Raw genomic sequence first — 22,452 nt, 5'->3', positions numbered from 1 at the left:
AGTCCGTGCGTCAGTCCGCCAGGCCAGTCTCGGGCTGAAAGCGCCGCGTCTGCGCGCGCACGAGACGCTGCATCGTGCGCAGGTCCTTGTCGTCGAGCCGCAGCGCCGCATCGACCCACAGGCCGGTCACGCGCATGAGTTCGTCATGCGTGACGGGCTGGACCTCGTCGCGCGCCGCGAACACCGCCTGCACGCCGTTGCGGCGGCGGTGCTGGCGCCGCACCCAGTCCATCACGCCGCGCTCACCCTCGCCGTCGGGCACGACGCCGTCGATCACGCCCAGATCGAGCAGCTCGCGCGCCGTCACCACCTCGCCGCTCAGGATCAGCCGCTCGGCCACGCGCCGCCCAGCGCGCCGCGCGAGAAAGCTGTAGGCGCCCATGCCCGGAAAGAGATTGAACAGGATTTCGGGCAAACCGAAACGCGCCTGTTCCTCGGCAATGATGATGTCGCTCGACAATGCCGTCTCGAATCCGCCACCCAATGCATCGCCCTGCACCAGCGAAATGGTGATGAGTCCGTCGCAGAAATAGCGCTGGCTGCGCGCATAGAGATTGTCGATGCAAAGCTTGGCGTAATCGGCCAGGCCATCGCGGTCGCGCTCGGCAATCAGTTGGGTGAACAGCGCGAGATCACCACCGGTATTGAACACGCCAGGCTGGCGTGAGGCACACACATAGTAATTGGCGCGCAGGCTTCGATCATCGAAATCCACCATGCCATGCTGTGCCTGGATGCGCGAATCGACACGTCGGATGTCATGCAGCAATTCTGGCGTGAAGCAGGCATTGCCTTGATTGGCGAAGAAGCCCCACAGCACGCCGTATTCCGGATCGAATTCAGTGTCGTATTGCGGCGCAAAAATCCGGGTGGGGACGCGGGGCTGGGCTTGCAGTACGGCATTCATCTGAATCTCCGGTGAGACGATTGCGCTGGGTATGGAGATTCTATTTCGGCTTTCGGCAGCAATCGGGCAAAATTGAATCGAAAATGAAGCAGATAATCCGGGTAAATTGAAGTATTGAAATCAGGTCAATTGTGATTGTGCGCCGGTGTTGGCCGGCGCTTCGGGGCCGCGCCGGAATGCCCGTTTTTTCAGGGATTTGGCCGATCCGGCCGCATGCTTGCAGCAGTGCGGGAGACAATCGGGCGGGTGAGGTCCGCGCCATGGCGTGTTGTCATGCGAACAGGTGCTGCCATGTCGGACACCGGAGGTATGCCCGCGCGCCGCAAATCCGGCTCGGCATGAGCGTAATTGGCAGGCATCAGAAAATGCACTTGCCGGAAAATGCGCTTGCGTCGGTCGAAAATGGCATTGGGCCGAAAGGGAGCGTTGCCATGCATTCACCGTGCAATCCCTGCGGCATTGCGCAATGTCCTCCCGGGCGAGGGGGCGGCAAAATCGGTAATGACCCGAAATGATCGGGATGGCGAATCACATGCGGACGCGACCGATTGGCAATCGACGGCGGAGGCTCGGTCGGGCTTGCAGGAATCGTATCGGTTAATCGGCGGACACAATCGCGCGGATGTCGAGATGATTCGCAGATGCCCGAATGCCGGCGTTTCTCGGCAGCCGATTGCACGGTCGGCCGCAATCGACGAGGCAGTCGGATCAATGCACGTCGAATTGCTCGACCCAGACGATTTCGCAGGCGCCCGGTCCGGTATCGAATCGCGTGAGCGAGCTTTGCGCATGCCATTTGTCGGCGTCGAGCGCGACGAGCCAGCCGCTCAATGTCACCCGGCTGCCCGGCTCGACCGCGCGCAGGCGTTTCTCGATGTCGCGGCTGGCCGGAATCATGTGCATGTTGGCGCTGTGCGCTTCGATTGCGCGGCGCGGCGGCGTGGCGGCATGGACGCGCCAGAAATAGGCGCGGTTGTCCTGGTCGATGTCGATGTCGCGCAGTACGGCCGGGTCGGCCATCAAGCCCCAGCCGAGTGCCAGGTCGACGGGCGCGAGCGTGGCCAGGTTGTCGTGCCGGTAGCTGCGCGTGCCGAGTACGCGGGCATCGAGTTCGAAGCGCTGCAGGGGCGTGATGCGCACCCCGTTGTGCCGCCAGCTGATGCCGGGGCCGGTGGCGAGGGTGGTCTCGGGCGCGACCGGACGGTCGAGCGTGAACAGTTGCCAGCCGCCCAGACCGAGTAGCGCCAGCAGCAGGAGCAGGCGCCCCACGGTCAGCGCAGGGCAGTGGCCGCGATCGCGCCGATCCAGAGCAGCGCGCCGAGCCGGTGGTTCTCGCGGAAGGCGCGGAAGCAGTCGGCGCGGTCCTTGTGGCGGATGAGCGTCCAGTCGCGCAGCGCGAGCACGGCGGCGCCGACCATCGCCACCCACCACGGCCAGCCGAAGCCGGCCAGCGCGCCGGCCACGGCCATCAGCGCGAGGTGGCCCGCATGGCAGGCCATGACGATGCCGATCACATGCCGGCCGAAGGTGATGGCCGAGGTGCGGATGCCGATCTTGAGGTCGTCGGGCATGTCGACCAGCGCGTACTCGGTGTCGTAGGCGATGACCCAGAGCAGATTGGCCGCGAGCAGCAGCCAGGCCATCGGCGGCACGTCGTTCTGCACGGCGGCGAAGCCCATCGGAATACCGAAGCTGAAGGCGATGCCGAGCCAGGCCTGGGGCACCGGGAAGAAGCGCTTGAAGAAGGGATAGCTCGCCGCCACGCCCACCGCCAGCACCGCATAGGCCCAGGTGAGGAGGTTGAGCGGCAGGATCAGCAGGCCGGCCACGATGGCCAGCACCGCCGCCACCCACAGCGCCTCGGCGCCGCTGATGCGGCCGCTGGTGATCGGCCGGTGGCGGGTGCGCTCGACATGCAGGTCCACATGCCGGTCGGCCCAGTCGTTGATGGCGCAGCCGGCCGAGCGCATGAGGAAGGTGCCGAGCGAGAAGATCAGCACGATGTGCCAGGACGGCACGCCGTCGGCCGCGATCCACAGCGCGGTGAGCGTCGGCCACAGCAGCAGCAGCGTGCCGACGGGCTTGTCGAAGCGGATGAGCTGGCCGTAGAGGCGCAGGCGTTCGGTGATGGGCAGGGGCGGTCGGACGGGCGGCGTGGCGTGTGCTGGCGTCATGGCATCGGGAGGTGGAGCGGAAGCGGCGCCAAGTGTAGGCGCCACCCGATGCCCGCAGAGGGGGGCTTGCGACGGGGGCGGCACTCCGGGTGAGGCCGGATGATCGTGGCGCGGGCCGTGCCATCGGCCGGGTACGACGCGCGCTTGTCGGCCGGCGCCCACGTTAGCAAGGGCGACTGGCCGGCGTCGGTGGCGCGAGACGGCGCCGAAAGTCGGGCCGGTCATCAACCCGGCTTCAGGAGACTCTCATGGCCGACATCCACATCCCCCAGCATCCCCTCGCCAACGCCCATGTCGCGGTGAGCGGCAGCAAGCCCGTCAACACGATCGACGCGGTGGCGCTGGTGCTGCTGATCGTCGGCGGCCTCAACTGGGGGCTCGTCGGGACCATGGGCTTCGACCTCGTGGCCACGCTTTTCGGTGACATGACTCCGCTGTCGCGCATCGTCTACGGGCTCGTGGGCCTGTCGGCGCTGTGGTCGATCGGCACGCTCGGTCGGCTGCGTCGCCTGCCGGATTGAGCTGCGGCGGGCCGGGCTCGCGCCGGCCCGGTGCCACGACGGGTGGCCGCCGGCGTGGGCGGTTTCGTCACCGTCGCGCGCCGCCGGCTCAGTCCTCGCCGCCCGAGAAAACGCCAGCCGGCAGTTCGAACTTGTGCACGCTGCGGCCGGTCTCGGCGCCGGTCGGGTCGAAGCGGCGTTCCTCGAACCAGGAATCACCCTCGCGCGACAGCACCAGCACGCTGCTGGAGCGGGTGCCGTGCTTCTCGCCCAGGACGAACAGCGCCGATAGCCGTTCTTCCTCCTCGGGGCCGACGCCGGTATCGGGCAGGCGCTGGCTATAGGTGGTGGTGTCGCCCAGCAGCGCGAAGCAGCCGTCGGCCAGTTCCTCGGCATTGGCGTTGGCCACCACGTTCAGGCCCAGTTCGCGCTCCTGCACCGCGAATTTCATGCTCGTGAAGCGGTCGAGCAGCATGCGGTAGCCGCCGCTGTCGCGCATGTAGGCGCCAAAGGCGTTGTCGAGCCATTCGTTCTTCGGCCATTGCTCATCGAGCAGGCCGTTGCTGATGGTGTGGATGCCGGGCGTCAGCGCCAACGGCAGCTTGCTGCGCGAGCCGGCATAGAACACGTCGCGTGCGGTGCCGACGATGAGGTTGAACGGGCCGCAATCGGGCTTGGCGCGCATGAAGCCGCGTGCGTGCTGGACCGGCTCGGCGTCGCTCGCGAGGAAGTTGAGCGGCAGCTTGCCGCGCGAGCTGGCGGCGGGTGTGGATTCGGCATTGCCGCGCCAGCTGGTGACTGCGGCGTAGCGGCCGGCAGCGGTGGCCGCGAACCAGGTGCCGCCCGCGACTTCATCCTGGCCACCGACCCAGCGCAGGCCGTCGGCCTCGTGCCAGTCGGCCGGCGAGGTGGGGCGGTCATGAACCTCGTCGCGGTTCATGATCATCACGAAAGGGAACTCGGGGTGCGCGCGCCACGCGATGGCAATGATGCTCATGGTTGTTGTCTTTCGCTTGAGAGGAAGGCGAAGCCGAAAGATAACCCCATAAAACACCCGGAAATGCGCCGGCGGGAATTGACCGGCGCATCGGCAGCGCGGGATGGCGTCAGGGGACGACGCTTGGGCGGGACCGGCAGGACCGGTGGGAGAGACGGCGCGGGAAGACGGCGCTCGGGAACAGCGGAAATGACGTCATTGCGGCGGGCGGAAGACCGCGAAGGCCTTCCGCGCCGGCAGCCGCGCGGATATCAGGCTGCGGCGACTTGTCGCTGGGCGCGGCGCCGCTTGAAGGCCAGCGCAGCCACCCCCAGCCCCGTCAGTGCGAGGCTGGCGGGTTCGGGCACGGCCGTGGTGACGTTGAGGTTGTCATACGACACATCGCGGCTCGTCCAGAAGCTGAAGCTCGAGACGTTGGTGAGGTTGAAGTTGACGGTGCTGACCTGGTTTGCACCCAGTGCGAACGAGCCGGCATAGGTCGTGCCGCCACGCTCGTACGAATAGCTCAGCAGGGTGCCGCTGTCGGTGCGCAGGTTGGTCGAGAAAGTTGCCTCGCCGACCGAGAACAGGCTGTTCGTCGCAGAGGTGAGCGTGACCTGTTCGCCCGACTGGAGCAGGGCGTAGGCGCTGCCGCTCGCGACTCGGCCAAGTACGCTGTCAGCGGTGACAAGCTGGTCGAGGTAACTGCCAAGTCCGCTGGTCGTGCCAACGATTGCCCAGTTGCTCGACGCCGTCCAGTCAATGCCGGCGTAGTTCGACAGGTCTTGGAGCCAGGCCAGACCATCGGCGCTGCCGGCGAGGCCCGGGACATCTTCAAAGCCGATTTGCGCGGCGCTGGCCGGAGCCATTGCCGCTCCGCCCAACAGCAGGGCGGCTGCAAGTAGTTTGAGTTTCATTGCTGTTCCTGAGTTGTATGGGTTGTAACCCGGTTGGCTGCCGCCCAACCGTAGTCAAGCCGGCCCGATCTTCATGTGCGCAAATTCACCTGCCCGATCTGCCCCGGTCGAAATTCATCAAGCGGATTGCAATTGGCGCAATCAATGCCAATTCCACTTGGCAGTGCAGCAATCGTGATGCTGCCAACGTCATTCGAATTGGCGACCGAATTGGTGCAGGTGCAGGCGGGCGCGGGATCGCAGGCGAGTGTAGTCGGCCTTGCTGCATCGCCATATGTTCTGCGACGTGCTTTTGGGTCGACGTTCGACCGTCCGTCGCCGCGATTCGGCAGAAGGACGGGTTGAAGCCTTGCGATGAGCGGATGGATCTGATTGCGAGCATTTGCTCTTGATGCTCTGTCGATCGGCTAGGGATTTTTCTTAATCCGAATTGGCGAGATGCGCCGATATTGCCGATGAATTGAATTCAATTCCGATCGCACGGGATGAACCTCGAGTCGGAGCGGGCATGCTTTTCCTGCCTTTGCGGTTGCGGCAATCGAGTCTTGAAAAAGTATTTCGGCAGTTGAACAACGTGCGTGATTGTGCTGATCAACGCCGATTCCCGGCGATTGCGCCGGAAGATGACCGCGAACCGCGAACCGCGAACCGCGAACCGCGAACCGCGAACCGCGAACCGCGAATCCGGTCAGCGTCCGCCGGTCGTCGTCCTGGCCGCGGCTGTCGCCGTCCCGTCCGTGGTCGTCCCGGCCAGTCGCCCGAGCAGGCGCAGGTTGGCAGCGCGCACGCCGGGCACGAACTCGCTCCAGGGCAGATCGGTGATCGCGACGAGGCCGAGATGGCCGTTCTCGCCGTCGAGCCAGCGGCCGGTGACGGGTTCGTCCAGGTACTGGAACCAGTGCGCGCCGACGAAGGCCGGGTTGGCAGCGACCGAATCGAGCATGCGGGCATAGGCCGGTGCCCGCTCGGCCTCGGAGACCACGGCCATCACGCCGTTCCAGAACGGGCCGCGATCATTGCTGCCGAAATGGAATTCGGTGAGCAGCGCCGGCTTGTCGTGGCGAGCGAACGCCTCGGCCTCGAAGCCGCGCGCAATGTCGGGCACGTAGAGGTTGAAGCTCACCACGTCGCACCAGCGCGCGCAGGCGGCGACGGCCTCGGGCGTGCGGCTGGCCAGCCGGCTGCCGAGATAGAGGTGGTTGGGATCGTGGCGGCGCAGGGTCTCGGCGACGACGCGGTAGTAGGTATCGGCGTACAGGCCGAGGAAGGCGCCGAGGTCGGCCGCGACGGCCGGATGCTGCTCGTCGGGCAGCGGGGCGGTGTGCACCGGCGCGAGCAGCTGTTCCCAGTTGTCGAGCGCCATGCCCCAGGCGTCGGCGAACAGGCGGGCCTCGCCGTAGCGGGCCTGCATCAGCTCGACGAAGGCGCGCTTGGCGAAGCCGGCGCCGGGCGCCGAGGCGTCGGTGCGCAGGGTGTTGTAGGCGAGGGCGTAGCGCTGGCGCGGATCGGTGGCGGCGCCGTTGCCCCAGGCGAGTTCGTTGTCGATGAACCAGCCGATCAGCCAGGGATCGTCGCGGCGCGCCTTCGTGCCGGCGGCGAGCGCCTTGTCGGCGGCGGCGGCGAAGGCGGGATCGAAGGGATCGGGCATGCGGCCCCACCAGTCCTGGCCGTCGCTGACGCGGGCGAAGTCGCCGCCGATTTCCAGATTCCTGACGTAGGGCGTGCGCTTCATGCCGGTAAGGGCGTCGTCGCTCCAGTTGCCGATGGTGTTGAAGCCCCAGGCGCGCAGGCGCAGATGGGCGCGGTCGCGCCAGGCGGCTTCGAAGCGGTCGCGGTCGCGGCGGTAGAGGTTGGCGCGGTAGAAGTCGTAGCTGCGGCCCTTGCTGTAGCCGAGGCCCTGGCGGGCGCCGGCGTCGGCGCCGAGCACGGCGGCGCTGTCGCGCTTGCCGTAGAAGCGGGCGAGCGGATCGCCGCGCGCGGGCAGGTCGTCGAACATGAATTCGCGGCCCTCGACGAGGGTGTCGGCGCCGGCGATCTGCATCGTGTTGACGCCGAGCGACTGGAAGCGGTGACCGGCCGGGGTGACGAACCACCAGCGCGGGCGGCCGTCGGCGCCGGGTGCCTTGGCGGTGCGGAAGAAGCCGGAGGCGGGGGCATTCGGGGCGGGAGCGGCGGGCGTGGCCCCCGCCGGTGCGCCTCCCTCGACGGCGGTGTCGGCGGGCGCGGTCGCGGCCGGCGGCGGCGCGGTCGCCGTGAGCGGCACCGGCACGAGCGGCGCGGCACCGGGTGCGTCGGGCAGGCCGCCGAAGGCGTCGGCGGGCTTGACCTCGGTGGCCCATTGCACGAGCTGGTCGTCCTCGTCCTCGGCGGCTTCGAGCAGTTCCGCCTTCGACAGCACCTTGTCCTGCCACTGGCCCCGGTTGAGCTGGCCGAAGGTATCGACGATGCGCTCGTAGGCCAGACGCGCGTCCAGTCCCTCGGCGTCGGTGAAGAGCTTGCCGAACAGCAGGGTCTGCGGCGCGGTCGGGCCGGGAATGGACAGCGTCAGTCCGGTGATGTGGGCGCGGTCGATCGCGCCGCGCACCTCGGTGGCGACGAGCAGGCGCTCGTCATTGCGCAGCCAGGGCGCGAAGGGCGCGGCGACCATGCCCCAGCCGCGCCCGCTCGTGGCCGCGAGCGGCAGCACCAGCGTCTGCGGCGGGCCGGGCGGCAGCGCGACACGGGCCTCCAGCCGGTTGCCGGCGGCATCGGTCAGCGCGAGATCGAAGGTGACGGCCCAGGGCATGCCGTTCTGCGCATGCAGGCGCAGGCTGCCGGCCCGGGCCCAGTTCCATTCGCCGGCGGGCGGCGCGAGCGTGAGGCGCGGCGCGGCGCCGGGCGCGAAGGTCACGGGCACGAACCAGCCGTCGCCCGCGTTGCCGAGGGTGGCGCCGGCGGCGTCGAAGCGCAGGTCGTTGTCGGGTGGCGCGAAATCGGCCACCGGATCGGCGCCGGCCGGCAGGGTGGGCAGGACGGACAGCGCCGCGAGCAGAGCGGCGAGGGCGAGCGGGCGGAGTCGTAAGGACATTGGGGCAGGCGCGCGGGAGAGCGAAGGTTCGGAAGGGGGCGTCGGCCGGCGCGGGCCGGCGGCGGCGAATCCGGTGGCCAGGGCGAATCCGGCAGCGGCAACTCCGGCAGCGGCAACTCCGGCTTGCGCTCGACCATCGGCCGCAAGCCACCCGAAAGGCGTAAGCCCCGGCTGGCGCGCGGCTTGCACTGCATCATTGCCGACCGGCGTGCCGATTCTGGCGCGCCATTTCTTTCTGAAGGTGAATCGATGCCGGCCCGTTCCGCCGCAACTGGAAACAAGACCTTGCTCGTCCGCAACGCCGACGTGCTCGTCACCATGGACGGCGAGCGCCGCGAGATCCGCGGCGGCGGCCTGTATTGCGTGAACGGCCGCATCGCCCAGGTCGGCCCGACGGCGCAACTGCCGCCGACCGCCGACGAAGTGCTCGACATGACCGGTCACATCGTCATCCCCGGCCTCGTCAACACGCATCACCACATGTACCAGAGCCTGACGCGCGCCGTGCCCGCCGCGCAGGACGCCGAACTGTTCGGCTGGCTCAAGACGCTGTACCCGATCTGGAGCCGCATCACGCCCGAGATGATCGAGATCTCGACGCAGACGGCAATGGCCGAGCTGATGCTCTCGGGCTGCACCACCAGCAGCGACCACCTCTACCTCTACCCCAACGGCTGCACGCTCGACGACAGCATCGACGCGGCGCGCCGCATCGGCATGCGCTTCCACGCCGCGCGCGGCAGCATGAGCGTCGGCGAGAGCGCCGGCGGCCTGCCGCCCGACAGCCTTGTCGAGCGCGAAGCCGACATCCTCGACGACAGCCAGCGCCTCATCGACGCGTACCACGACCCCGGCCGCTTCTCGATGACGCGGCTGGTGCTCGCGCCCTGCTCGCCGTTCTCGGTCAGCCGCGAACTCATGCGCGACTCGGCCGCGCTCGCGCGCGAATGCGGCGTGTCGCTGCACACGCATCTGGCCGAGAACGTCAACGACATCGCCTACAGCCGCGAGAAGTTCGGCATGACGCCGACCGAGTACGTCGAAGACCTCGGCTGGGTCGGCCCCGACGTGTGGCATGCCCACTGCGTCCAGCTCGACGACGAGGGCGTGTACCTGTTCGCGCGCACCGGCACGGGCGTCGCGCACTGCCCGTGCTCGAACATGCGGCTCGCCTCGGGCATCGCGCCGGTGCGCAAGATGCGCGACGCGGGCGTGAGCGTGGGCCTCGGCGTGGACGGCTCGGCCTCGAACGACGGCGCCCATCTGCTCGGCGAGGCGCGGCAGGCGATGCTGCTCCAGCGCGTGGGCTTCGGCCCGGCCGCGATGAGCGCGCGCGAGGCGCTGGAGATCGCCACGCTCGGCGGCGCGAAGGTGCTCGGCCGCGACGACATCGGCGCGCTGGCGGTGGACATGGCGGCGGACGTCGTGGCCTTCGACCTGGGCGCGATCGAGTTCGCGGGCGCGCTGCACGATCCGGTGGCGGCGCTGGTGTTCTGCGCGCCGCCCAAGGTGGCGACGAGCGTCATCAACGGCCGTGTGGTAGTGCGCGACGGGCGCGTCACCACGGTGGATCTGCCGGTGGTGCTGGAGCGGCACAACGCGTTTGCGCGACAGTTGCTGGTGAGGTGATGCCGGGCTGCAAGCGTTTGCAGCATGCGTGATCGCTCATGCCGGCGCAGCTTTGGTTGCAGGCGCTTGTGGCTGCCGGCGTTTGCGGGCGACGGCGTGCCGGCCCGCCCGTCTCAACCCGCCGCCAGCCTCAGCACCGCCGCCGCGATCGGCTTCGCCCAGCCTGGCATCGCCGCCGGCTCGCACATCGCCAGCAGCCGGCCATCCTTCCAGTGCAGCAGCGCGTGCGGCTGGGGCGAGATGCCCGCCTGCGGATCGCCCTCGGCGCTGTTGTCGAACAGCTTCAGCTCCGCCAGCCGGGGCAGCAGCGCGACGAGGTTGCGCCGGCCGGCGTCGTAGCGGCGGCGGATGTCGGCCTCGGGAATGTCGTGGCCGCCCTTGGCGACGCGCTCGGCCACGCGCTTCAGATGCAGCTCGACGCTTTCCAGCCCCACGTACCAGACCCGCACCGCGAAGCCCGCGTCGGCCGCCCGCGCGAGCAGCGCCGGCAGGGTGCTGGCGCCGAGCGTGGTCTCGAAGTTGAAGTCGAGTCGGCCGGCGATCGCGCGTTCGAGCAGCGACTTGCCGGCCTGCCAGGCGAGGCCGTTGGCCGTGGCCTGGTCGAGATCGGGATGGGCGTCGCGCAGGCGGCGCGCGACCGCGTCGGGGTTGAACCAATCGCCGCCGGCGGCGCGCAGCATCGCGCCGGCCACGCTGCTCTTACCGGCGCCGTTGGTGCCGGCGAGCACGCGGATCGTCGGGCGCGGTACGGCGCCGTCGGCGGGCGGCGCGGCGCTGCTGGCGGAGGTCGAGGCGACGGCGGCGGTCGGCACCGCGGCGGAATCGGTTGGCGGCGCGGCGGCCGTCATCGGCCGGCAGTGGCGGCGGCCATCACGGCGGCGGCGCCGAGTTCATCGGGCGAGGCGTCGAACAGCGCCTCGCCCGCCGATCGGCCCGCCGGCGTCTGCATGCCGGCGAGCAGCGCATCGAATTCGGCGCCGAGCGCCGCGAGCGGATCGGCCGGCGCGGCCTGCGCGCCGGTAAGCGCGCGCCAAGCGTCGAGCGACAGCAGCACCGCCTTGGGCGCGTCATGCCGCGTGATCGCGACCGCGCCCTTGGTGAAGGCGGTTTCGAGCACGCGACCGAATTCGTTCTTGACCTCGGTGGCGCTGAAGGCGGGCATCTCGACCGACTGGCCGAGGGAGGTGGTAAGGCTCAAAGCAGATGCGGACATGACGGCCTCGTTCCGGCGGGGAATGCCTGAATCTTAGCCATTTCGGCCGAAATTGCCATGATGGCTGGCTGGGCGGCGCCTTCCCGCGCGGCCGCCGGCGGTGCACCGGCACGGCTCGCCACCGTCTTGCGCGCAACATCGCGCCCGTCGCAACGCCGCTTGCCGCCGCGCGCACTTTGTTTCAATTTGGCTTCATCCAGATTCGCGCCGTCGCCCATGGACCGCACTTCCGCCCGCCCCGCGCCACCGCCCGTCCCCGCCTATGCCCGCGCCGCGCAGCAGTTCGGCAAGCCGCTGTCGGGCTGGCGGCTGACGCTCTACACCATCATCTTCGAGGCCGACACGCGCGCCGGCCGCGCCTTTGACCTCGCGGTGATCGGCGCCATCCTCGCGAGCGTGCTGGTCGCCATCCTCGACAGCACGCATGCGATCTCCGACCGCTGGGGCGGCTGGCTGTACGGCGCGGAATGGTTCTTCACGCTGCTGTTCACCGCCGAGTACGTCGCGCGGCTGCTGTGCGTGCGGCGGCCGGGCCGCTATGCGCTCAGCTTCTTCGGCGTGATCGACCTGCTGTCGATCCTGCCCACCTACATCGCGGTGCTGGTGCCGGGCGCGCATGTGCTCATCGACGTGCGGGTGCTGCGGCTGCTGCGGGTGTTCCGCATCCTGCGGCTCACGGCCTACGTGGCCGAGTTCAGCGCGCTCGGCGCGGCGCTGCGCGCGAGCTACCGCAAGATCGCCGTGTTCCTGAGCTTCGTGCTGATGCTCATCCTCGTGTTCGGCTCGGTCATGTACGTGATCGAGGGGCCGGACAACGGCTTCACGAGCATTCCGGTGGCGATGTACTGGGCGGTGACCACGGTGACGACCGTCGGCTTCGGCGACATCACGCCCAAGACCGAGCTGGGCCGCCTCATCTCGTCGGTGATGATGCTGCTCGGCTGGGGCGTGCTGGCGGTGCCGACCGGCATCGTCACCGCCGAGATGACCGCCCAGCGGCGCGGCTGGCCCGGCGCCGTCACCACGCGCACCTGCCAGTTCTGCCTGACCGAAGGCCATTCGCCCGAGGCCAACTTCTGCCGCCATTGCGGCGCGAAGCTGCCCGACTGGCATCACGACACGGTGGCCGGCGGCGAGGGCTGAATCAGCCCGGCAGCCGCGCGAGCGTCGCGGCGAGCAGCGCGCGCTTGTCCTTCACCTCGGCCCAGCGCGCGTGATCGGCCGGCGCGGCTTCGCGCTCGGTGATGACGGGCCAGCCCGCGTGGCGCGCGAGCCGCGCGTTGATGGCGGCGAAGGCCTCCTGGCCGGCCGGCAGTCCGGTGTCGGGGAAGATCGCGCCGACCGGGCATTCGGGCACGCACACCGCGCAGTCGATGCATTCGTCCGGATGGATCACGAGAACGTCGGGTCCCGCGCGGAAGCAGGACATCGGGCACACGACCGCGCAGTCGGTATGCCGGCAGCGGATGCAGGCTTCGGTGACGACGAAGGGCACGGACTCAGCCCAGCGCCCAGTGCCCGAGCAGGCCGAGCGCCCCGATGCCCCAGCCGATCGGCGCGCTGACGACCACTGCCGCGACGAACAGCCGCCGGCCGCGCACGGCCGCGCGCGCGAGCGGATTGGCCGGCAGCGGCAGCAGCTGCCCGGCGCACAGCTCGGGGCGTTGCGCATTGGCCTTCGCGCGCGCCGAACCCGCCGGTGCGCCGGCCATGGCGGCCGCGATGGTCGAGGCGGCCGACGCAGCCGTGACAGCTGATGAGGCCGCCACCGCCGCCGCGAGCGGCGTGGCAACCGGGCCGCGTGCTTGCGCGGCCTTGAGGGAGGAGAGATCAGACATGACGATCGAAGATGCTGGAAGCCGGAGCTGCCGACCGTAAAGCTTTCCTGCCCGTTGATCGAGCGCGATACCGTTGAGGCTTTCTTTCCCAAAAAGAAACTCAATGGACGGATTGCTCGGTCTGAAGGTCTTCCGCGAGGTGGTGGACGCGGGCAGCTTTGCTGGCGCGGCCGAGCGGCTGGGCCTGTCGGCCGCGATGACGAGCAAGCACATCGCCGCGCTCGAACGCCGCGTCGGCGCCCGGCTGCTCAACCGCACCAGCCGCCATCTGAGCCTGACCGAGGCCGGCGAGCGCTATCACGCCCACGCGGCCGGCGCGCTGGAACTGCTGGACGAAGCCGAGGCCGAGCTGCTCGGCATCCAGGACCGCCCGCGCGGCCTGCTGCGCGTGACCGCGCCGGTCTGGGCCGCGACGCCGCGCTTCGCCCGCATGCTCGTGGACTATCACGCGCGCTATCCCGAGGTGGTGGTGGACCTGAGGCTCGAGAACCGCAAGGTCGATCTCGCGTCGGAAGGCTTCGACCTCGCGCTGCGCGTGACCAACGAGCCGACGCCGTCGCTGGTGGCGCGGCCGGTGTGCCCGATCCGGCTGCTGCTGGTGGCGGCGCCGGCCTATCTCGACCGCGCGGGTCGCCCGGCCGGGCCGGACGACATCCCGCGCCTCGACGCGATCCTGCCGACCTACGTGGACATGAGTTCGGTGACGATGAACGGCCCCGCCGGCCCGGCGCGCCTGCGCCCGCGCTCCGTGCTCAAGACCGACGACACCCTGCTCGCGCTGCGCGCCGTGCAGGCCGGGCTCGGCATCGCCTGGCTGCCCGACGTGCTCATCGTCGATGACCTGGCCGAAGGCCGGCTGGAACGGCTGCTGTCCGACCACGAGCACCCGCCGTTCATGCTGCATGCGCTGTGGGCGAGCCGGAGGTTCACGCCGCCCAAGCTGCGGAGCTTCGTGGACTTTGCGGTGGCGGCGCTGGGGTGAAACGGAGATGACGGGGGCATGCAAGACCGCCGCGCTGTTCTGGCCGGGGGGCGACCGGCAGCCGGCGGCGAGCCGGCCGTCCCTCCGAGGGGAGGGTCGCTCAATCCGGCTGGGTAGCGGCTTCGGGATAGAGATCGGGCAGCAGGAATTGCAGCGCGTCGAGCGGCAGCCCGAGCCGCACCGGACCGAGCGGTGTGTCGCTGCGCAGCAGCCCGGTCGTGAGCAGGCGCGACAGCAGCGCGCGCGCCGTGCGTTCCTTGAGTCCGGTCATCTGCGCGAACTCGCCGCGCGTGACCGGCCCGGCGGCAAACACGTAGTGCAGCGGCGCTAGCGCTTCCATGCGGATGTTCTTGTCGTGCGCGGCACGGAAGCTCAGCAGCGCCTGCATGCGCGTCTTCATCGCGTCGAGGTCGAGCAGGCGGGTCATGAAGCCGACCTGGTCCTCGCAGATGCCGAGAAAGAAATCACACCAGTCGCGCAGCGCGGCCTCGCTCAGGTTGCCGCGCCCGTCGAGATCGCCCCGGCGCGCGGCGTCGGCGGCGGCGAGATGGTCGTAGTAGTCGGCGCGGCGCCGCGCGAGCCCGCGATTGACCGACCACAGCCCGTCGCTCAGGCGCCAGAGCGCGGCATGGGTCTGGAGCCGCAGCGCGCGGCCATTGCCGTCGAGAAAGGGATGGACCCAGGCGGCGCGCTGATGCAGGCAGGCGACCGGCAGCAGCAGGCGCTCGCCGGGCGGCAGCTTGCCGAACACTTGGTCGAGTCGCGCGAGAAAGGCGGGCAGCGCGGCGGCGGCCGGCGGTACATGGCGCCCGACCTCGACCTCGCGGTTGCGCAGGGCGCCGGGTTCGATCGGCAGGCCGTCATCGGTGAGGCGGTCTTGAGGCGCGAGGCGGGAATACAGCGCGCGATGGGCGTCGATCAGGAAGGCCATGGTGGTGGGCGAGTCGCCGGCCGCGACGCGCGCTTCGAGTTCGCGCTCGGCATCGAGATGGGCCACGGCGATGCGCTGGAGCCGCGCTACGTCGGGCCGCTCGGAAAAATCGCGGGCAAGCGCGCGCTGGATGTTGAGCGGATGCGTGCCCTGCCCCTCGATGCGGTTGCTGTAGTACGAGTTCATTGCCCGCAGCAGCTCGCGCAACTCGGTACGCGTGACCGGATGGGCCATGCCAGCGAGGCGCTGGGCACGCTCGACCAGCGTCGCGCAGCGCTCGCGCAGTTCGTCGAGCTTCCGATGCTGGAAGTCCGGTTGAAGGGGTTCGAACTGCGCGGGATGCGTGAACATTTTTTGCCGACTTTACTGCCGAAATTTTGCAGTCAAAACTTGTTGATAAGGAAGAGAATTTTATTGGAATGATGAGTTTGAAGAATAATTTTCTGCCGACTCTTTAGCCGACTCTTTAGCCGACTCTTTAGCCGACTCTTTAGCCGACTCTTTAGCCGACTCTTTAGCCGACTCTTTAGCCGACTTTTTGCGTCCTGAGCGGGGACAGCCCGGTCGCCCGGGCCGCCATCGCTCAGTTCGCGTCGCTGGCCTTGTCCTCGCAGCTCAGGCACTCCCGCTCCGCCGCGCCCAGCTTTGCCAGATGGGCCGCCGCGTCGCGCAGCGCGGTGCGCAGGCCTTCCTCCACCACCGGGTGATAGAAGGGCATGTCGAGCATCTGCGCCACCGTCAGCCGCTGCTGCACCGCCCAGGCCAGCAGGTGGGCGATGTTCTCGGCGCGCGGGCCGAGCCATTCGGCGCCCAGGAAGCGGCCGTCGCGCACGTCGGCATACACATGCATGAGGCCGGCGTTCTTCAGCATCACGCGGCTGCGGCCCTGGTCGGCGAAATCCACCTCGCCGGTCACGTAGCAGCCGTCCTCCAGCTCGCCGCGGCGCTTGCCGACCATCGCGATCTGCGGCTCACTGAACACCACCGAGATCGGCGCGCGGCGCAGCCCCGCCACCACGTCCGGGAACACCGCCGCGTTGTGGCCGGCGGTCTTGCCCTCGTCGGCGGCCTCGTGCAGCAGCGGCACGATGTTGTTGACGTCGCCCGCGATGAACACCGGATGCGTGCCGCATTGCAGCGTGGCCGGGTCGAACACCGGCACGCCCTGCTTGTCGAGTTCGAGGCCGGAATGCTCCAGCCCCAGCTTGCCGAGATTGGGCCGGCGGCCGGTCGCGGCCAGCAGGTAGTCGAAGCGCTCGGTATGCGTCTCGCCGGTGGCGGCCTCGGTCCAGGTCACGACCACCTCGTCGCCCTCGCGGCGGATGTCGCTGCCCTTGATGTCGGGCGAGAACGGGAACTCGGCGCCGAAGATGCCGATCGCGCTGCGGATGACGGCCTCGTCGCTCAGCGGGCCGACCTTGCCGCCCATGCCGAACAACCGCACCTTCACGCCGAGGCGGTGCAGCGCCTGGCCCAGCTCCAGCCCGATCACGCCGGGGCCGAACACGGCCACGCGCTCGGGCAGATCGTCCCAGGCGAACACGTCGTCGTTGACGATCAGCCGGTCGCCGAGCGCGCGCCACGGCGGCGGCACGGCGGGCGCCGAGCCGGTGGCGATGACGATGCGGCCGGGCTTCACGATCGTGTCCTCGCCCACCAGCAGCTCCATCGGCGCGGTGAACTTCGCGAAGGCCTCGATGCGGTCTTCGGTCGGGATGTTGAGCACGCCCTTCACCACGAAGCCGACGAAGCGGTCGCGCTCGCGCTTGACGCGGTCCATCACCTCGCGGCCGTCGATGCGCACCGCACCGTCCACATGCACGCCGAAGGGCGCCGTGTGCCGGGCCGAATGCGCGGCCTCGGCGGCGGCGATGAGCAGCTTGGACGGCATGCAGCCGACGCGGGCGCAGGTCGTGCCGTGGGCGCCGCCCTCGATGAGCAGGGCGCTGGCGCCCGCCGCCTTGGCGGCGCGGTAGGCAGCCAGACCGGCGGTGCCGGCACCGATCACCGCAACGTCGGGTGTGAGGGTCTTCATCTCGTTATCTCCGTGGGCGGCCCGGATCGGGCGACGCCTTGCAAGGGTTTGCAGATCGTCGGGCTGAACGCTGCCGGCCGGGGCGCGGCGCGCGACTCGGGCAGGAGCGGAAGGGGGGGGCGGGCCGGGTCGCGCGCGGGCGCTGCGGATGTCCCGGGCCGGGAATCGATTGGAGGAGTTGCATGCCGGTCATGCCGGCGACGCACCCGGGCGACAGGGCGTCTGGAATTGCCGCCGATGCAGGCCGACCCACCGGAAGGCCAGGCCTGCAAAGGCTTGCATCAGGCAGGGTGACGCGGCCCGTGATGCCGCGTCACCCTGCCGTCGCCACCCCGGGCGGGGCGGCATCGCGGCATCACTTCTTGCCGGCGACGAAGGCGGTGACTTCTTCCGAACCGCCGATGAGCTTGCCGTTGATGAACACCTGCGGCGCCGTCATCTTGCCGCTCAGCGCGCCCAGCACCTTGCCGCGCACCTTGTGTTCGAGCGGGACTTCGATGAACTCGTAGCCGGCGGCCTTGAGTTCTTCCTTGGCCTTGGTGCAGAACGGACAGCCCGGCTTGGTGAACACGACGACCTGGTCGGGCGCCGTGGCTTCGGGCGCCACGTACTTGAGCATCGTGTCGGCGTCCGAGACTTCGAACGGGTCACCTTCCTTGTCCGGCTCGATGAACATCTTCTGCACCACGCCGTCCTTCACGAGCATCGAATAGCGCCAGCTGCGCTTGCCGAAGCCGAGGTCGGCCTTGTCGACCAGCATGCCCATGCCTTCGGTGAAGGTGCCGTTGCCGTCGGGGATCATGACGATGTTGGCGCTCTCCTGATCCTTGGCCCATTCGCTCATGACGAAGCCGTCATTGACCGAGATGCAGGCCACGGTATCGACGCCGTGCTTCTTGAGCGTCGCGGCGAGTTCGTTGTAGCGCGGCACGTGCGACGACGAGCAGGTGGGCGTGAAGGCACCGGGCAGCGAGAACACGACGACGGTCTTGCCGTCGAAGATCTCGGAGGTGGTGACGTCCTTCCAGGCGTTGTTCTCGCGGGTGCGGAAGGTGACGTTGGGGACGCGCTGGCCTTCGCGGCTTTCAAACGTGGGCATTGCTGACTCCTCGGAATGTTCAGTGCTGCTGGGGGTTGACCTGCGCTGCGTCGTGCAGCGATGGAGCGAAGTATCGGGATGGGCCGCCGATAGGTCTAATTCATTGTGTTAAGCGAATCGATAGTCAATTAACTATTGATCCGCTCGACTTGATAGCCCCGGTCCGGGCGCCCGCATCAGAACCCGGGATGGCTTTCGAAGGCCAGCGGAAAACCGTCGACGGGATGCGTCAGCGCAAGCCGCGACGCATGCAGCAGCAGGCGTGGCGCGGCATCGCGCGCCGGCGGTGGCGCGTAGAGCTCGTCGCCGAGGATGGGATGACCGAGCGCGAGCAGATGCACGCGCAGCTGGTGCGAGCGGCCCGTGACCGGCTCCAGTTCGACGCGGCTGCAAGCGATTGCAGCCGCGTCGGACCCGGCGTCGTTCCGGACGGCGAGCGGGGCGGCGAGGCTGGCGTGACCGTCCGCCATGTCCGCCACCGCCGTCGCGGCGAGCCGGCGCCAGCGCGTCAGCGACGGCTTGCCGTGCGTGAAGCTGACCATCTGGCGCGGCCGGTTGGGCCAGTCGCAGATGAGCGGGAGGTCGATCTCGCCGGCGTCGGCGGCGGGCCGGCCGGCCACGACCGCGACATATCGCTTGGCGGTCTCGCGGGCCTGGAACTGCCGGCTCAGTTCGCGCTGTGCCGCCGCGCCGCGCCCGAAGCAGACGATGCCGGAGGTGGCGAGGTCGAGCCGGTGCACGACGAGCGCATCGGCGAAGCGCGCCTGCACCCGCGCCGCGAGGCAGTCGGCATGGCCGGCGCCGCGCCCGGGCACGCTGAGCAGGCCGGCCGGCTTGACCACGACCACCAGCGCGTCATCGGCGTGCAGCAGGTCGAGGCCGGTATCGGGCGGCGGCGCATAGACGGGAGCGAGGGGCGGGGCGGGAGCGGACATCGGACGCGGCAGGCGGATCGGGCGGCGCGGATTATCGGCGCCGATGGCGGTGTCGGTGCGGGAACGGGCGTGCGCGCCAGTCCGGGCCGGGTCCGGCCGCCGCGCACGGCCCGGGCAGCGCCCCATCATCCGGCCCGCGACCGCCGTCCCGGCGCCCGGACGCCCTCAGTGGAACAGCTCGATCACCGTCGCCGTCGGATCGAGATCGACCAGCGGCCCCTCGTGGCGCAGCCGGTGCTGGGCGACCCAGCGCTCGAAGTCGGTGGCCGCCAGCGGCCGGCTCACGATGTAGCCCTGCACCAGATCGCAGCCCACATGGCCGAGCAGGCGCAGCGTGCGCTCGTCCTCCACGCCCTCGGCCACGACGCTCAGGCCGAGCAGATGGCCGAGGTCGATGGTCGAGCGCACCAGCATCGCGTCATGCCGGTGCGCGCACATGCCGCGCACGAAGCTCTTGTCGATCTTGAGCTCGTCGACCGGAAAGCGGCTCAGGTACGACAGCGACGACTGGCCGGTGCCGAAGTCGTCGATCGCCAGCCCGATGCCGAGGCTGCGCAGCCGCGCCAGCGTGGCCAGCGCGCGGCCCGGGTCGTTCATGGCCGCGCTCTCGGTGATTTCCAGCTTCAGCATCGCGGGCGGCACGCCGTGGCGCGCGAGAGCCGCCTCGACCTTGCCGTGCAGTGCCGGATTGTCGAGATCGACCGCCGACAGGTTCACGGCCAGCGGCAGCTCGATGTGCAGCGCGCGCATGCGCGCGATCTGGGCGCAGGCGGTGTCGAGCACCCAGGCCGTCAGCCGCTTGATGAAGCCGGTCTGCTCGGCCCAGGGAATGAAGCTGTCGGGCGGGATCAGGCCCCGCTCGGGATGGCGCCAGCGCAGCAGGCATTCGGCCGATTCGAGCTGGCCGTTGCCGATGCCGACCTTGGGCTGGAAGTGCAGCTCGAGCTGGTGCTTGTCGATCGCGACGCGCAGCTCCGACAGCAGGCTGAGCCGCACGCAGGGATCGCGCTGCACCTGGGGCGTGTAGGCGACGAGCGGGCGGTGCTTGCGCTGCGCCTCGTCGAGCGCGAGCGCGGCATGGCGCAGCAGCGTGGGCGCGTCGCGGCCGTCGACCGGCGCGGTCACGCTGGCGGCGCGCGCCGAGATGTCGACCGGCTGGCCCTCGACCGACAGCGTCACGTCGAGCGCGGCGAGCAGCGCCTCGCCCAGCGCATGCACGCGGTCGTGATTGGCGCGCGGCTGGTCGACGAGGAAGGCGAACTCGTCGGCGGCGATGCGCGCGATGGCGGCGCATTGCGGCCGCGCGGTCTCGAACAGGCGCCGCGCCACCTCGCGCAGCAGTGCGTCGGCCAGCCGCGCGCCGAGCGCGTCGTTGATGGTGCCGAAGCGGTTGAGGTTGACCAGCAGCACGCTGACGCTGCGCGCCTCGCCGTGCTGCAGCGCGTGTTCGAGCCGGCTCATGAACAGCGTGCGGTTGCCCAGGCCGGTCAGCCCGTCGCAGAAGGCGAGTTCGTTGATGCGCTGCTCGCGCTCGGCGAGGCTGGCGCGCATCGCGTTGAAGGCGGCGCCGAGCTGTTCCAGTTCGGCGCTGCTGTGGAAGGCGACCTGCTCGACCGCCTCGCCGCGCCCGACGCGCAGCGCCTTGACCGCGATGCGCCGGATCGGCCCGGCGATCGAGCGCGCCAGCGTCAGCGCCAGCGCGAGGCCGAGCGCGAGCGTGGCGATCGTCACCAGCAGCAGGTTGCGGCGCATGCCGGTGAAGCGCGCGAGGCTGTCGCCATGGGTGTGCAGCGCGATGAGCTGGAGCTGGGGTTCGGCGCGCAGGCTGGGCAGCCATTCGGCCACGCCTTCGCGGCGCGTGTCGCCCAGCGCGAAGAGGAACTGGCGTTCGCCCGGCTCGACCGGGCCGGCGACGAGCTGGGTTTCGAGCGTGACCCAGTCCGAGGGCGGCAGGCTGGCGGCGAGGAGGCGGGGCCGCCCTTCGGCGCGTGCGGCCAGCATCAGGTCGACGCCACTCAGGCTGGCGAGACTGTCCATCGCGGGCTGGTCGAGCGGCACGCCGTAGAGCACGAAGCGCGGGCCTGCGCCCACGCTCAGCGCCACCACGCGCATGGCCATGCCGTCGGGCGCGAGCGCCATCGAGCTGGCGAGCCCGGCTTGCCGGGCGTGCGTGAGCAGCGCCGGCAGGCCGGGCGCGCCGGCGAGGTCGAGTTCGTCGAGCAGCGGGTGCGTCGATTCGGTCAGCACGGTCACGCGGCGGGCGCCGAGCGGCGCGGCCAGTTCGCGCAGGTGATCGCGGTCGGGCGCGTCGGCGCGCGCGGCGGCGAGAAAGTCGCTGCTGTTGCGCAGCACGCGGAAGCCGGCGCCGAGTTCGGCACCGCTCTGCTCCAGCAGCCGTTGCGCGATGCGCATGCCGGCGTCGAGGTCGATGGCGAGCGTTTCGCGCGCGACGCTGTCCAGACCGGCGCGCACGATCAGGAAGCCCGTGACCTGGGCGATCAGCAGCATGCCCATCACGAGCAGCGTGATCTGGCGCGACAGTCGGCGTGGCAGCAGGCGGCGAAAACGCGCCCGAAGGGAATCGGAAAAGCCCATGCGGAGGAAAGCGTTCGTTGCCCCGGCAAGAGGGGGCATGAACGGTTGACGGCCGTCGGGCAGCAGGGCTTGAGCCGGCTAAGCCGGGCGGATCGGCACCTGATCGGGCGATCCGGCGCGAAGGCGGCGTGCGAGGCGACGGGTGGCGGGCGAGGCGGCGAGGCGGAACCTGCCCGGCGCGTCAGACGCCGACGCCGCCCGGCGCGCTGTCGAGCCAGGGCATGAGCGCGAGCAGATGGACGATGCAGGCCGGGCCGAGGTTGGCGAACAGGGCGTCGAGGCTGTGCGGGCCGGCCGGCTCGGCAAAGCTCAGGCTCCAGCCGTGAAATCGCCTTTCAGGCAGCGCGAGCGGTGCGCGATGGCGCACGGTGACGCTGCCGAGCGCCGGATCGGCAGCGAGCAGTCCGAGCCGCCGATCCAGCGCCTCGGCTTCGCCTTCGAGGTATTCGCAGCAGCGCCAGCCGTCGAAGATGAGCAGGCCGGTAAGCCCGGCCGCGCGGTTGCCGCGCCGCGATTCGCGCGCCAGTTGCGCGATCCGGGCCGCGATGTTGCTGTCGCCGGGTTCGCTGGTGTGGATGAGTTCGATCATGCGGGCTGTGGTTGACGCCTCGGACCCGCATGCGGGAGGGGCGGGGGGCGCTCTGCTTTCCCCTT

General features: G+C 69.8%; 21 protein-coding genes. 4 read left to right on the top strand and 17 right to left on the bottom strand.

All coding sequences use genetic code 11. The annotated features are described in order from the left end of the window. Positions 1-10: 10 nt before the first annotated feature. From H566_RS0104380 to ubiA, 3 genes are all read right to left on the bottom strand, one after another. Positions 11-907, bottom strand: coding sequence for a crotonase/enoyl-CoA hydratase family protein (locus tag H566_RS0104380; protein ID WP_028310486.1), 897 nt, complete (start codon positions 905-907; stop codon positions 11-13). A gap of 708 nt (positions 908-1,615) precedes the next feature. Then, positions 1,616-2,176 carry a hypothetical protein gene (locus H566_RS0104375; protein ID WP_034410444.1) on the bottom strand — a complete coding sequence of 187 codons (561 nt, stop codon included), beginning with the start codon at positions 2,174-2,176 and terminating at the stop codon, positions 1,616-1,618. Positions 2,177-2,178: 2 nt separating this feature from the next. Further along, positions 2,179-3,081, bottom strand: a complete 903-nt coding sequence (gene ubiA / locus H566_RS0104370; protein ID WP_051378006.1) for a 4-hydroxybenzoate octaprenyltransferase — start codon at positions 3,079-3,081, stop codon at positions 2,179-2,181. Positions 3,082-3,329: 248 nt separating this feature from the next. Between ubiA and H566_RS0104365 the strand changes: the two genes are divergently transcribed. Beyond that, on the top strand, positions 3,330-3,602 hold the full coding sequence (locus H566_RS0104365; protein WP_084544737.1) for a DUF378 domain-containing protein: 273 nt from the start codon (positions 3,330-3,332) through the stop codon (positions 3,600-3,602). Between the two features lie 88 nt (positions 3,603-3,690). On the opposite strand, the gene H566_RS0104360 is transcribed toward H566_RS0104365, so the two are convergent. The 3 genes from H566_RS0104360 to H566_RS22830 all read right to left on the bottom strand — a co-directional run bounded on the left by H566_RS0104360 (position 3,691) and on the right by H566_RS22830 (position 8,541). Continuing rightward, positions 3,691-4,578 carry an NRDE family protein gene (locus tag H566_RS0104360; RefSeq protein ID WP_028310482.1) on the bottom strand — a complete coding sequence of 296 codons (888 nt, stop codon included), beginning with the start codon at positions 4,576-4,578 and terminating at the stop codon, positions 3,691-3,693. A 251-nt stretch (positions 4,579-4,829) separates the two neighbouring features. After that, complete coding sequence (locus H566_RS0104355) at positions 4,830-5,474, bottom strand: PEP-CTERM sorting domain-containing protein (RefSeq protein WP_084544736.1); 645 nt, start codon at positions 5,472-5,474, stop codon at positions 4,830-4,832. Between the two features lie 688 nt (positions 5,475-6,162). Beyond that, positions 6,163-8,541, bottom strand: coding sequence for an alpha-amylase family protein (locus tag H566_RS22830; RefSeq protein ID WP_051378004.1), 2,379 nt, complete (start codon positions 8,539-8,541; stop codon positions 6,163-6,165). 249 nt (positions 8,542-8,790) lie between these two features. Here H566_RS22830 and H566_RS0104345 point away from each other — a divergent pair, with 249 nt between their 5' ends. Then, entirely contained in the window at positions 8,791-10,170 is a 1,380-nt protein-coding gene (locus H566_RS0104345; protein WP_028310480.1) for an 8-oxoguanine deaminase, read from the top strand. Positions 10,171-10,283: 113 nt separating this feature from the next. Here the strand turns inward: H566_RS0104345 and H566_RS0104340 are convergent, their stop codons facing one another. Genes H566_RS0104340 through H566_RS28795 form a run of 3 tightly spaced genes read right to left on the bottom strand, consistent with a single transcriptional unit; the run spans position 10,284 to position 11,601 of the window. Then, positions 10,284-10,982 carry an ATPase gene (locus H566_RS0104340; RefSeq protein ID WP_235839879.1) on the bottom strand — a complete coding sequence of 233 codons (699 nt, stop codon included), beginning with the start codon at positions 10,980-10,982 and terminating at the stop codon, positions 10,284-10,286. Between the two features lie 32 nt (positions 10,983-11,014). Further along, positions 11,015-11,383, bottom strand: a complete 369-nt coding sequence (locus H566_RS0104335; protein WP_051378003.1) for a type II toxin-antitoxin system Phd/YefM family antitoxin — start codon at positions 11,381-11,383, stop codon at positions 11,015-11,017. Further along, positions 11,365-11,601: a hypothetical protein gene (locus H566_RS28795; RefSeq protein WP_139826114.1), complete on the bottom strand. Its 237-nt coding sequence runs from the start codon at positions 11,599-11,601 to the stop codon at positions 11,365-11,367. Before H566_RS28795 ends, H566_RS0104335 begins: the two co-directional genes overlap by 19 nt. Between H566_RS28795 and H566_RS22825 the strand changes: the two genes are divergently transcribed. Continuing rightward, a complete protein-coding gene (locus H566_RS22825; RefSeq protein ID WP_034410441.1) occupies positions 11,600-12,526 on the top strand; it encodes an ion transporter in 927 nt (308 codons plus the stop codon). The genes H566_RS28795 and H566_RS22825 overlap by 2 nt on opposite strands. A gap of 1 nt (position 12,527) precedes the next feature. Here H566_RS22825 and fdxA read toward each other — a convergent pair whose 3' ends face one another. Together fdxA and H566_RS22820 are read right to left on the bottom strand one after the other, a co-directional pair. Beyond that, on the bottom strand, positions 12,528-12,878 hold the full coding sequence (gene fdxA, locus H566_RS0104325; protein WP_028310477.1) for a ferredoxin FdxA: 351 nt from the start codon (positions 12,876-12,878) through the stop codon (positions 12,528-12,530). A gap of 4 nt (positions 12,879-12,882) precedes the next feature. Beyond that, entirely contained in the window at positions 12,883-13,221 is a 339-nt protein-coding gene (locus tag H566_RS22820; protein ID WP_034410439.1) for a hypothetical protein, read from the bottom strand. 103 nt (positions 13,222-13,324) lie between these two features. Between H566_RS22820 and H566_RS0104310 the strand changes: the two genes are divergently transcribed. Further along, on the top strand, positions 13,325-14,203 hold the full coding sequence (locus H566_RS0104310; RefSeq protein ID WP_028310475.1) for a LysR family transcriptional regulator: 879 nt from the start codon (positions 13,325-13,327) through the stop codon (positions 14,201-14,203). Positions 14,204-14,303: 100 nt separating this feature from the next. Here the strand turns inward: H566_RS0104310 and H566_RS0104305 are convergent, their stop codons facing one another. From H566_RS0104305 to H566_RS22810, 6 genes are all read right to left on the bottom strand, one after another. After that, on the bottom strand, positions 14,304-15,485 hold the full coding sequence (locus H566_RS0104305) for a Fic family protein (RefSeq protein WP_028310474.1): 1,182 nt from the start codon (positions 15,483-15,485) through the stop codon (positions 14,304-14,306). Positions 15,486-15,717: 232 nt separating this feature from the next. Further along, positions 15,718-17,169, bottom strand: coding sequence for a dihydrolipoyl dehydrogenase (locus tag H566_RS0104300; RefSeq protein WP_028310473.1), 1,452 nt, complete (start codon positions 17,167-17,169; stop codon positions 15,718-15,720). 355 nt (positions 17,170-17,524) lie between these two features. Further along, positions 17,525-18,268: a glutathione peroxidase gene (locus H566_RS0104295; protein WP_028310472.1), complete on the bottom strand. Its 744-nt coding sequence runs from the start codon at positions 18,266-18,268 to the stop codon at positions 17,525-17,527. A 176-nt stretch (positions 18,269-18,444) separates the two neighbouring features. After that, positions 18,445-19,203 carry a pseudouridine synthase gene (locus H566_RS0104290; protein ID WP_028310471.1) on the bottom strand — a complete coding sequence of 253 codons (759 nt, stop codon included), beginning with the start codon at positions 19,201-19,203 and terminating at the stop codon, positions 18,445-18,447. A 165-nt stretch (positions 19,204-19,368) separates the two neighbouring features. Next, positions 19,369-21,798 carry a putative bifunctional diguanylate cyclase/phosphodiesterase gene (locus H566_RS22815; protein WP_051378000.1) on the bottom strand — a complete coding sequence of 810 codons (2,430 nt, stop codon included), beginning with the start codon at positions 21,796-21,798 and terminating at the stop codon, positions 19,369-19,371. A 181-nt stretch (positions 21,799-21,979) separates the two neighbouring features. Further along, positions 21,980-22,387: a BLUF domain-containing protein gene (locus H566_RS22810; RefSeq protein ID WP_051377998.1), complete on the bottom strand. Its 408-nt coding sequence runs from the start codon at positions 22,385-22,387 to the stop codon at positions 21,980-21,982. Positions 22,388-22,452: the final 65 nt, after the last annotated feature.

Source organism: Derxia gummosa DSM 723 (assembly GCF_000482785.1).
In the GTDB taxonomy this organism is placed as follows: Bacteria; Pseudomonadota; Gammaproteobacteria; order Burkholderiales; family Burkholderiaceae_E; genus Derxia; species Derxia gummosa.
This window is presented reverse-complemented; position numbering and strand designations above follow the sequence as displayed.

Coding starts and splice junctions, on each gene's coding strand:
- H566_RS0104360 (WP_028310482.1), bottom strand. CDS start 4,578: ATGAGCATCATTGCCATCGCGTGGCGCGCGCACCCCGAGTTCCCTTTC.
- H566_RS22830 (WP_051378004.1), bottom strand. CDS start 8,541: ATGTCCTTACGACTCCGCCCGCTCGCCCTCGCCGCTCTGCTCGCGGCG.
- H566_RS28795 (WP_139826114.1), bottom strand. CDS start 11,601: ATGGGCGACGGCGCGAATCTGGATGAAGCCAAATTGAAACAAAGTGCG.
- H566_RS22820 (WP_034410439.1), bottom strand. CDS start 13,221: ATGTCTGATCTCTCCTCCCTCAAGGCCGCGCAAGCACGCGGCCCGGTT.
- H566_RS0104365 (WP_084544737.1), top strand. CDS start 3,330: ATGGCCGACATCCACATCCCCCAGCATCCCCTCGCCAACGCCCATGTC.
- H566_RS0104310 (WP_028310475.1), top strand. CDS start 13,325: ATGGACGGATTGCTCGGTCTGAAGGTCTTCCGCGAGGTGGTGGACGCG.
- H566_RS22825 (WP_034410441.1), top strand. CDS start 11,600: ATGGACCGCACTTCCGCCCGCCCCGCGCCACCGCCCGTCCCCGCCTAT.
- ubiA (WP_051378006.1), bottom strand. CDS start 3,081: ATGACGCCAGCACACGCCACGCCGCCCGTCCGACCGCCCCTGCCCATC.
- H566_RS0104295 (WP_028310472.1), bottom strand. CDS start 18,268: ATGCCCACGTTTGAAAGCCGCGAAGGCCAGCGCGTCCCCAACGTCACC.
- H566_RS0104290 (WP_028310471.1), bottom strand. CDS start 19,203: ATGTCCGCTCCCGCCCCGCCCCTCGCTCCCGTCTATGCGCCGCCGCCC.
- H566_RS22815 (WP_051378000.1), bottom strand. CDS start 21,798: ATGGGCTTTTCCGATTCCCTTCGGGCGCGTTTTCGCCGCCTGCTGCCA.
- H566_RS0104300 (WP_028310473.1), bottom strand. CDS start 17,169: ATGAAGACCCTCACACCCGACGTTGCGGTGATCGGTGCCGGCACCGCC.
- H566_RS0104345 (WP_028310480.1), top strand. CDS start 8,791: ATGCCGGCCCGTTCCGCCGCAACTGGAAACAAGACCTTGCTCGTCCGC.
- H566_RS0104355 (WP_084544736.1), bottom strand. CDS start 5,474: ATGAAACTCAAACTACTTGCAGCCGCCCTGCTGTTGGGCGGAGCGGCA.
- H566_RS0104335 (WP_051378003.1), bottom strand. CDS start 11,383: ATGTCCGCATCTGCTTTGAGCCTTACCACCTCCCTCGGCCAGTCGGTC.
- H566_RS0104380 (WP_028310486.1), bottom strand. CDS start 907: ATGAATGCCGTACTGCAAGCCCAGCCCCGCGTCCCCACCCGGATTTTT.
- H566_RS22810 (WP_051377998.1), bottom strand. CDS start 22,387: ATGATCGAACTCATCCACACCAGCGAACCCGGCGACAGCAACATCGCG.
- H566_RS0104305 (WP_028310474.1), bottom strand. CDS start 15,485: ATGTTCACGCATCCCGCGCAGTTCGAACCCCTTCAACCGGACTTCCAG.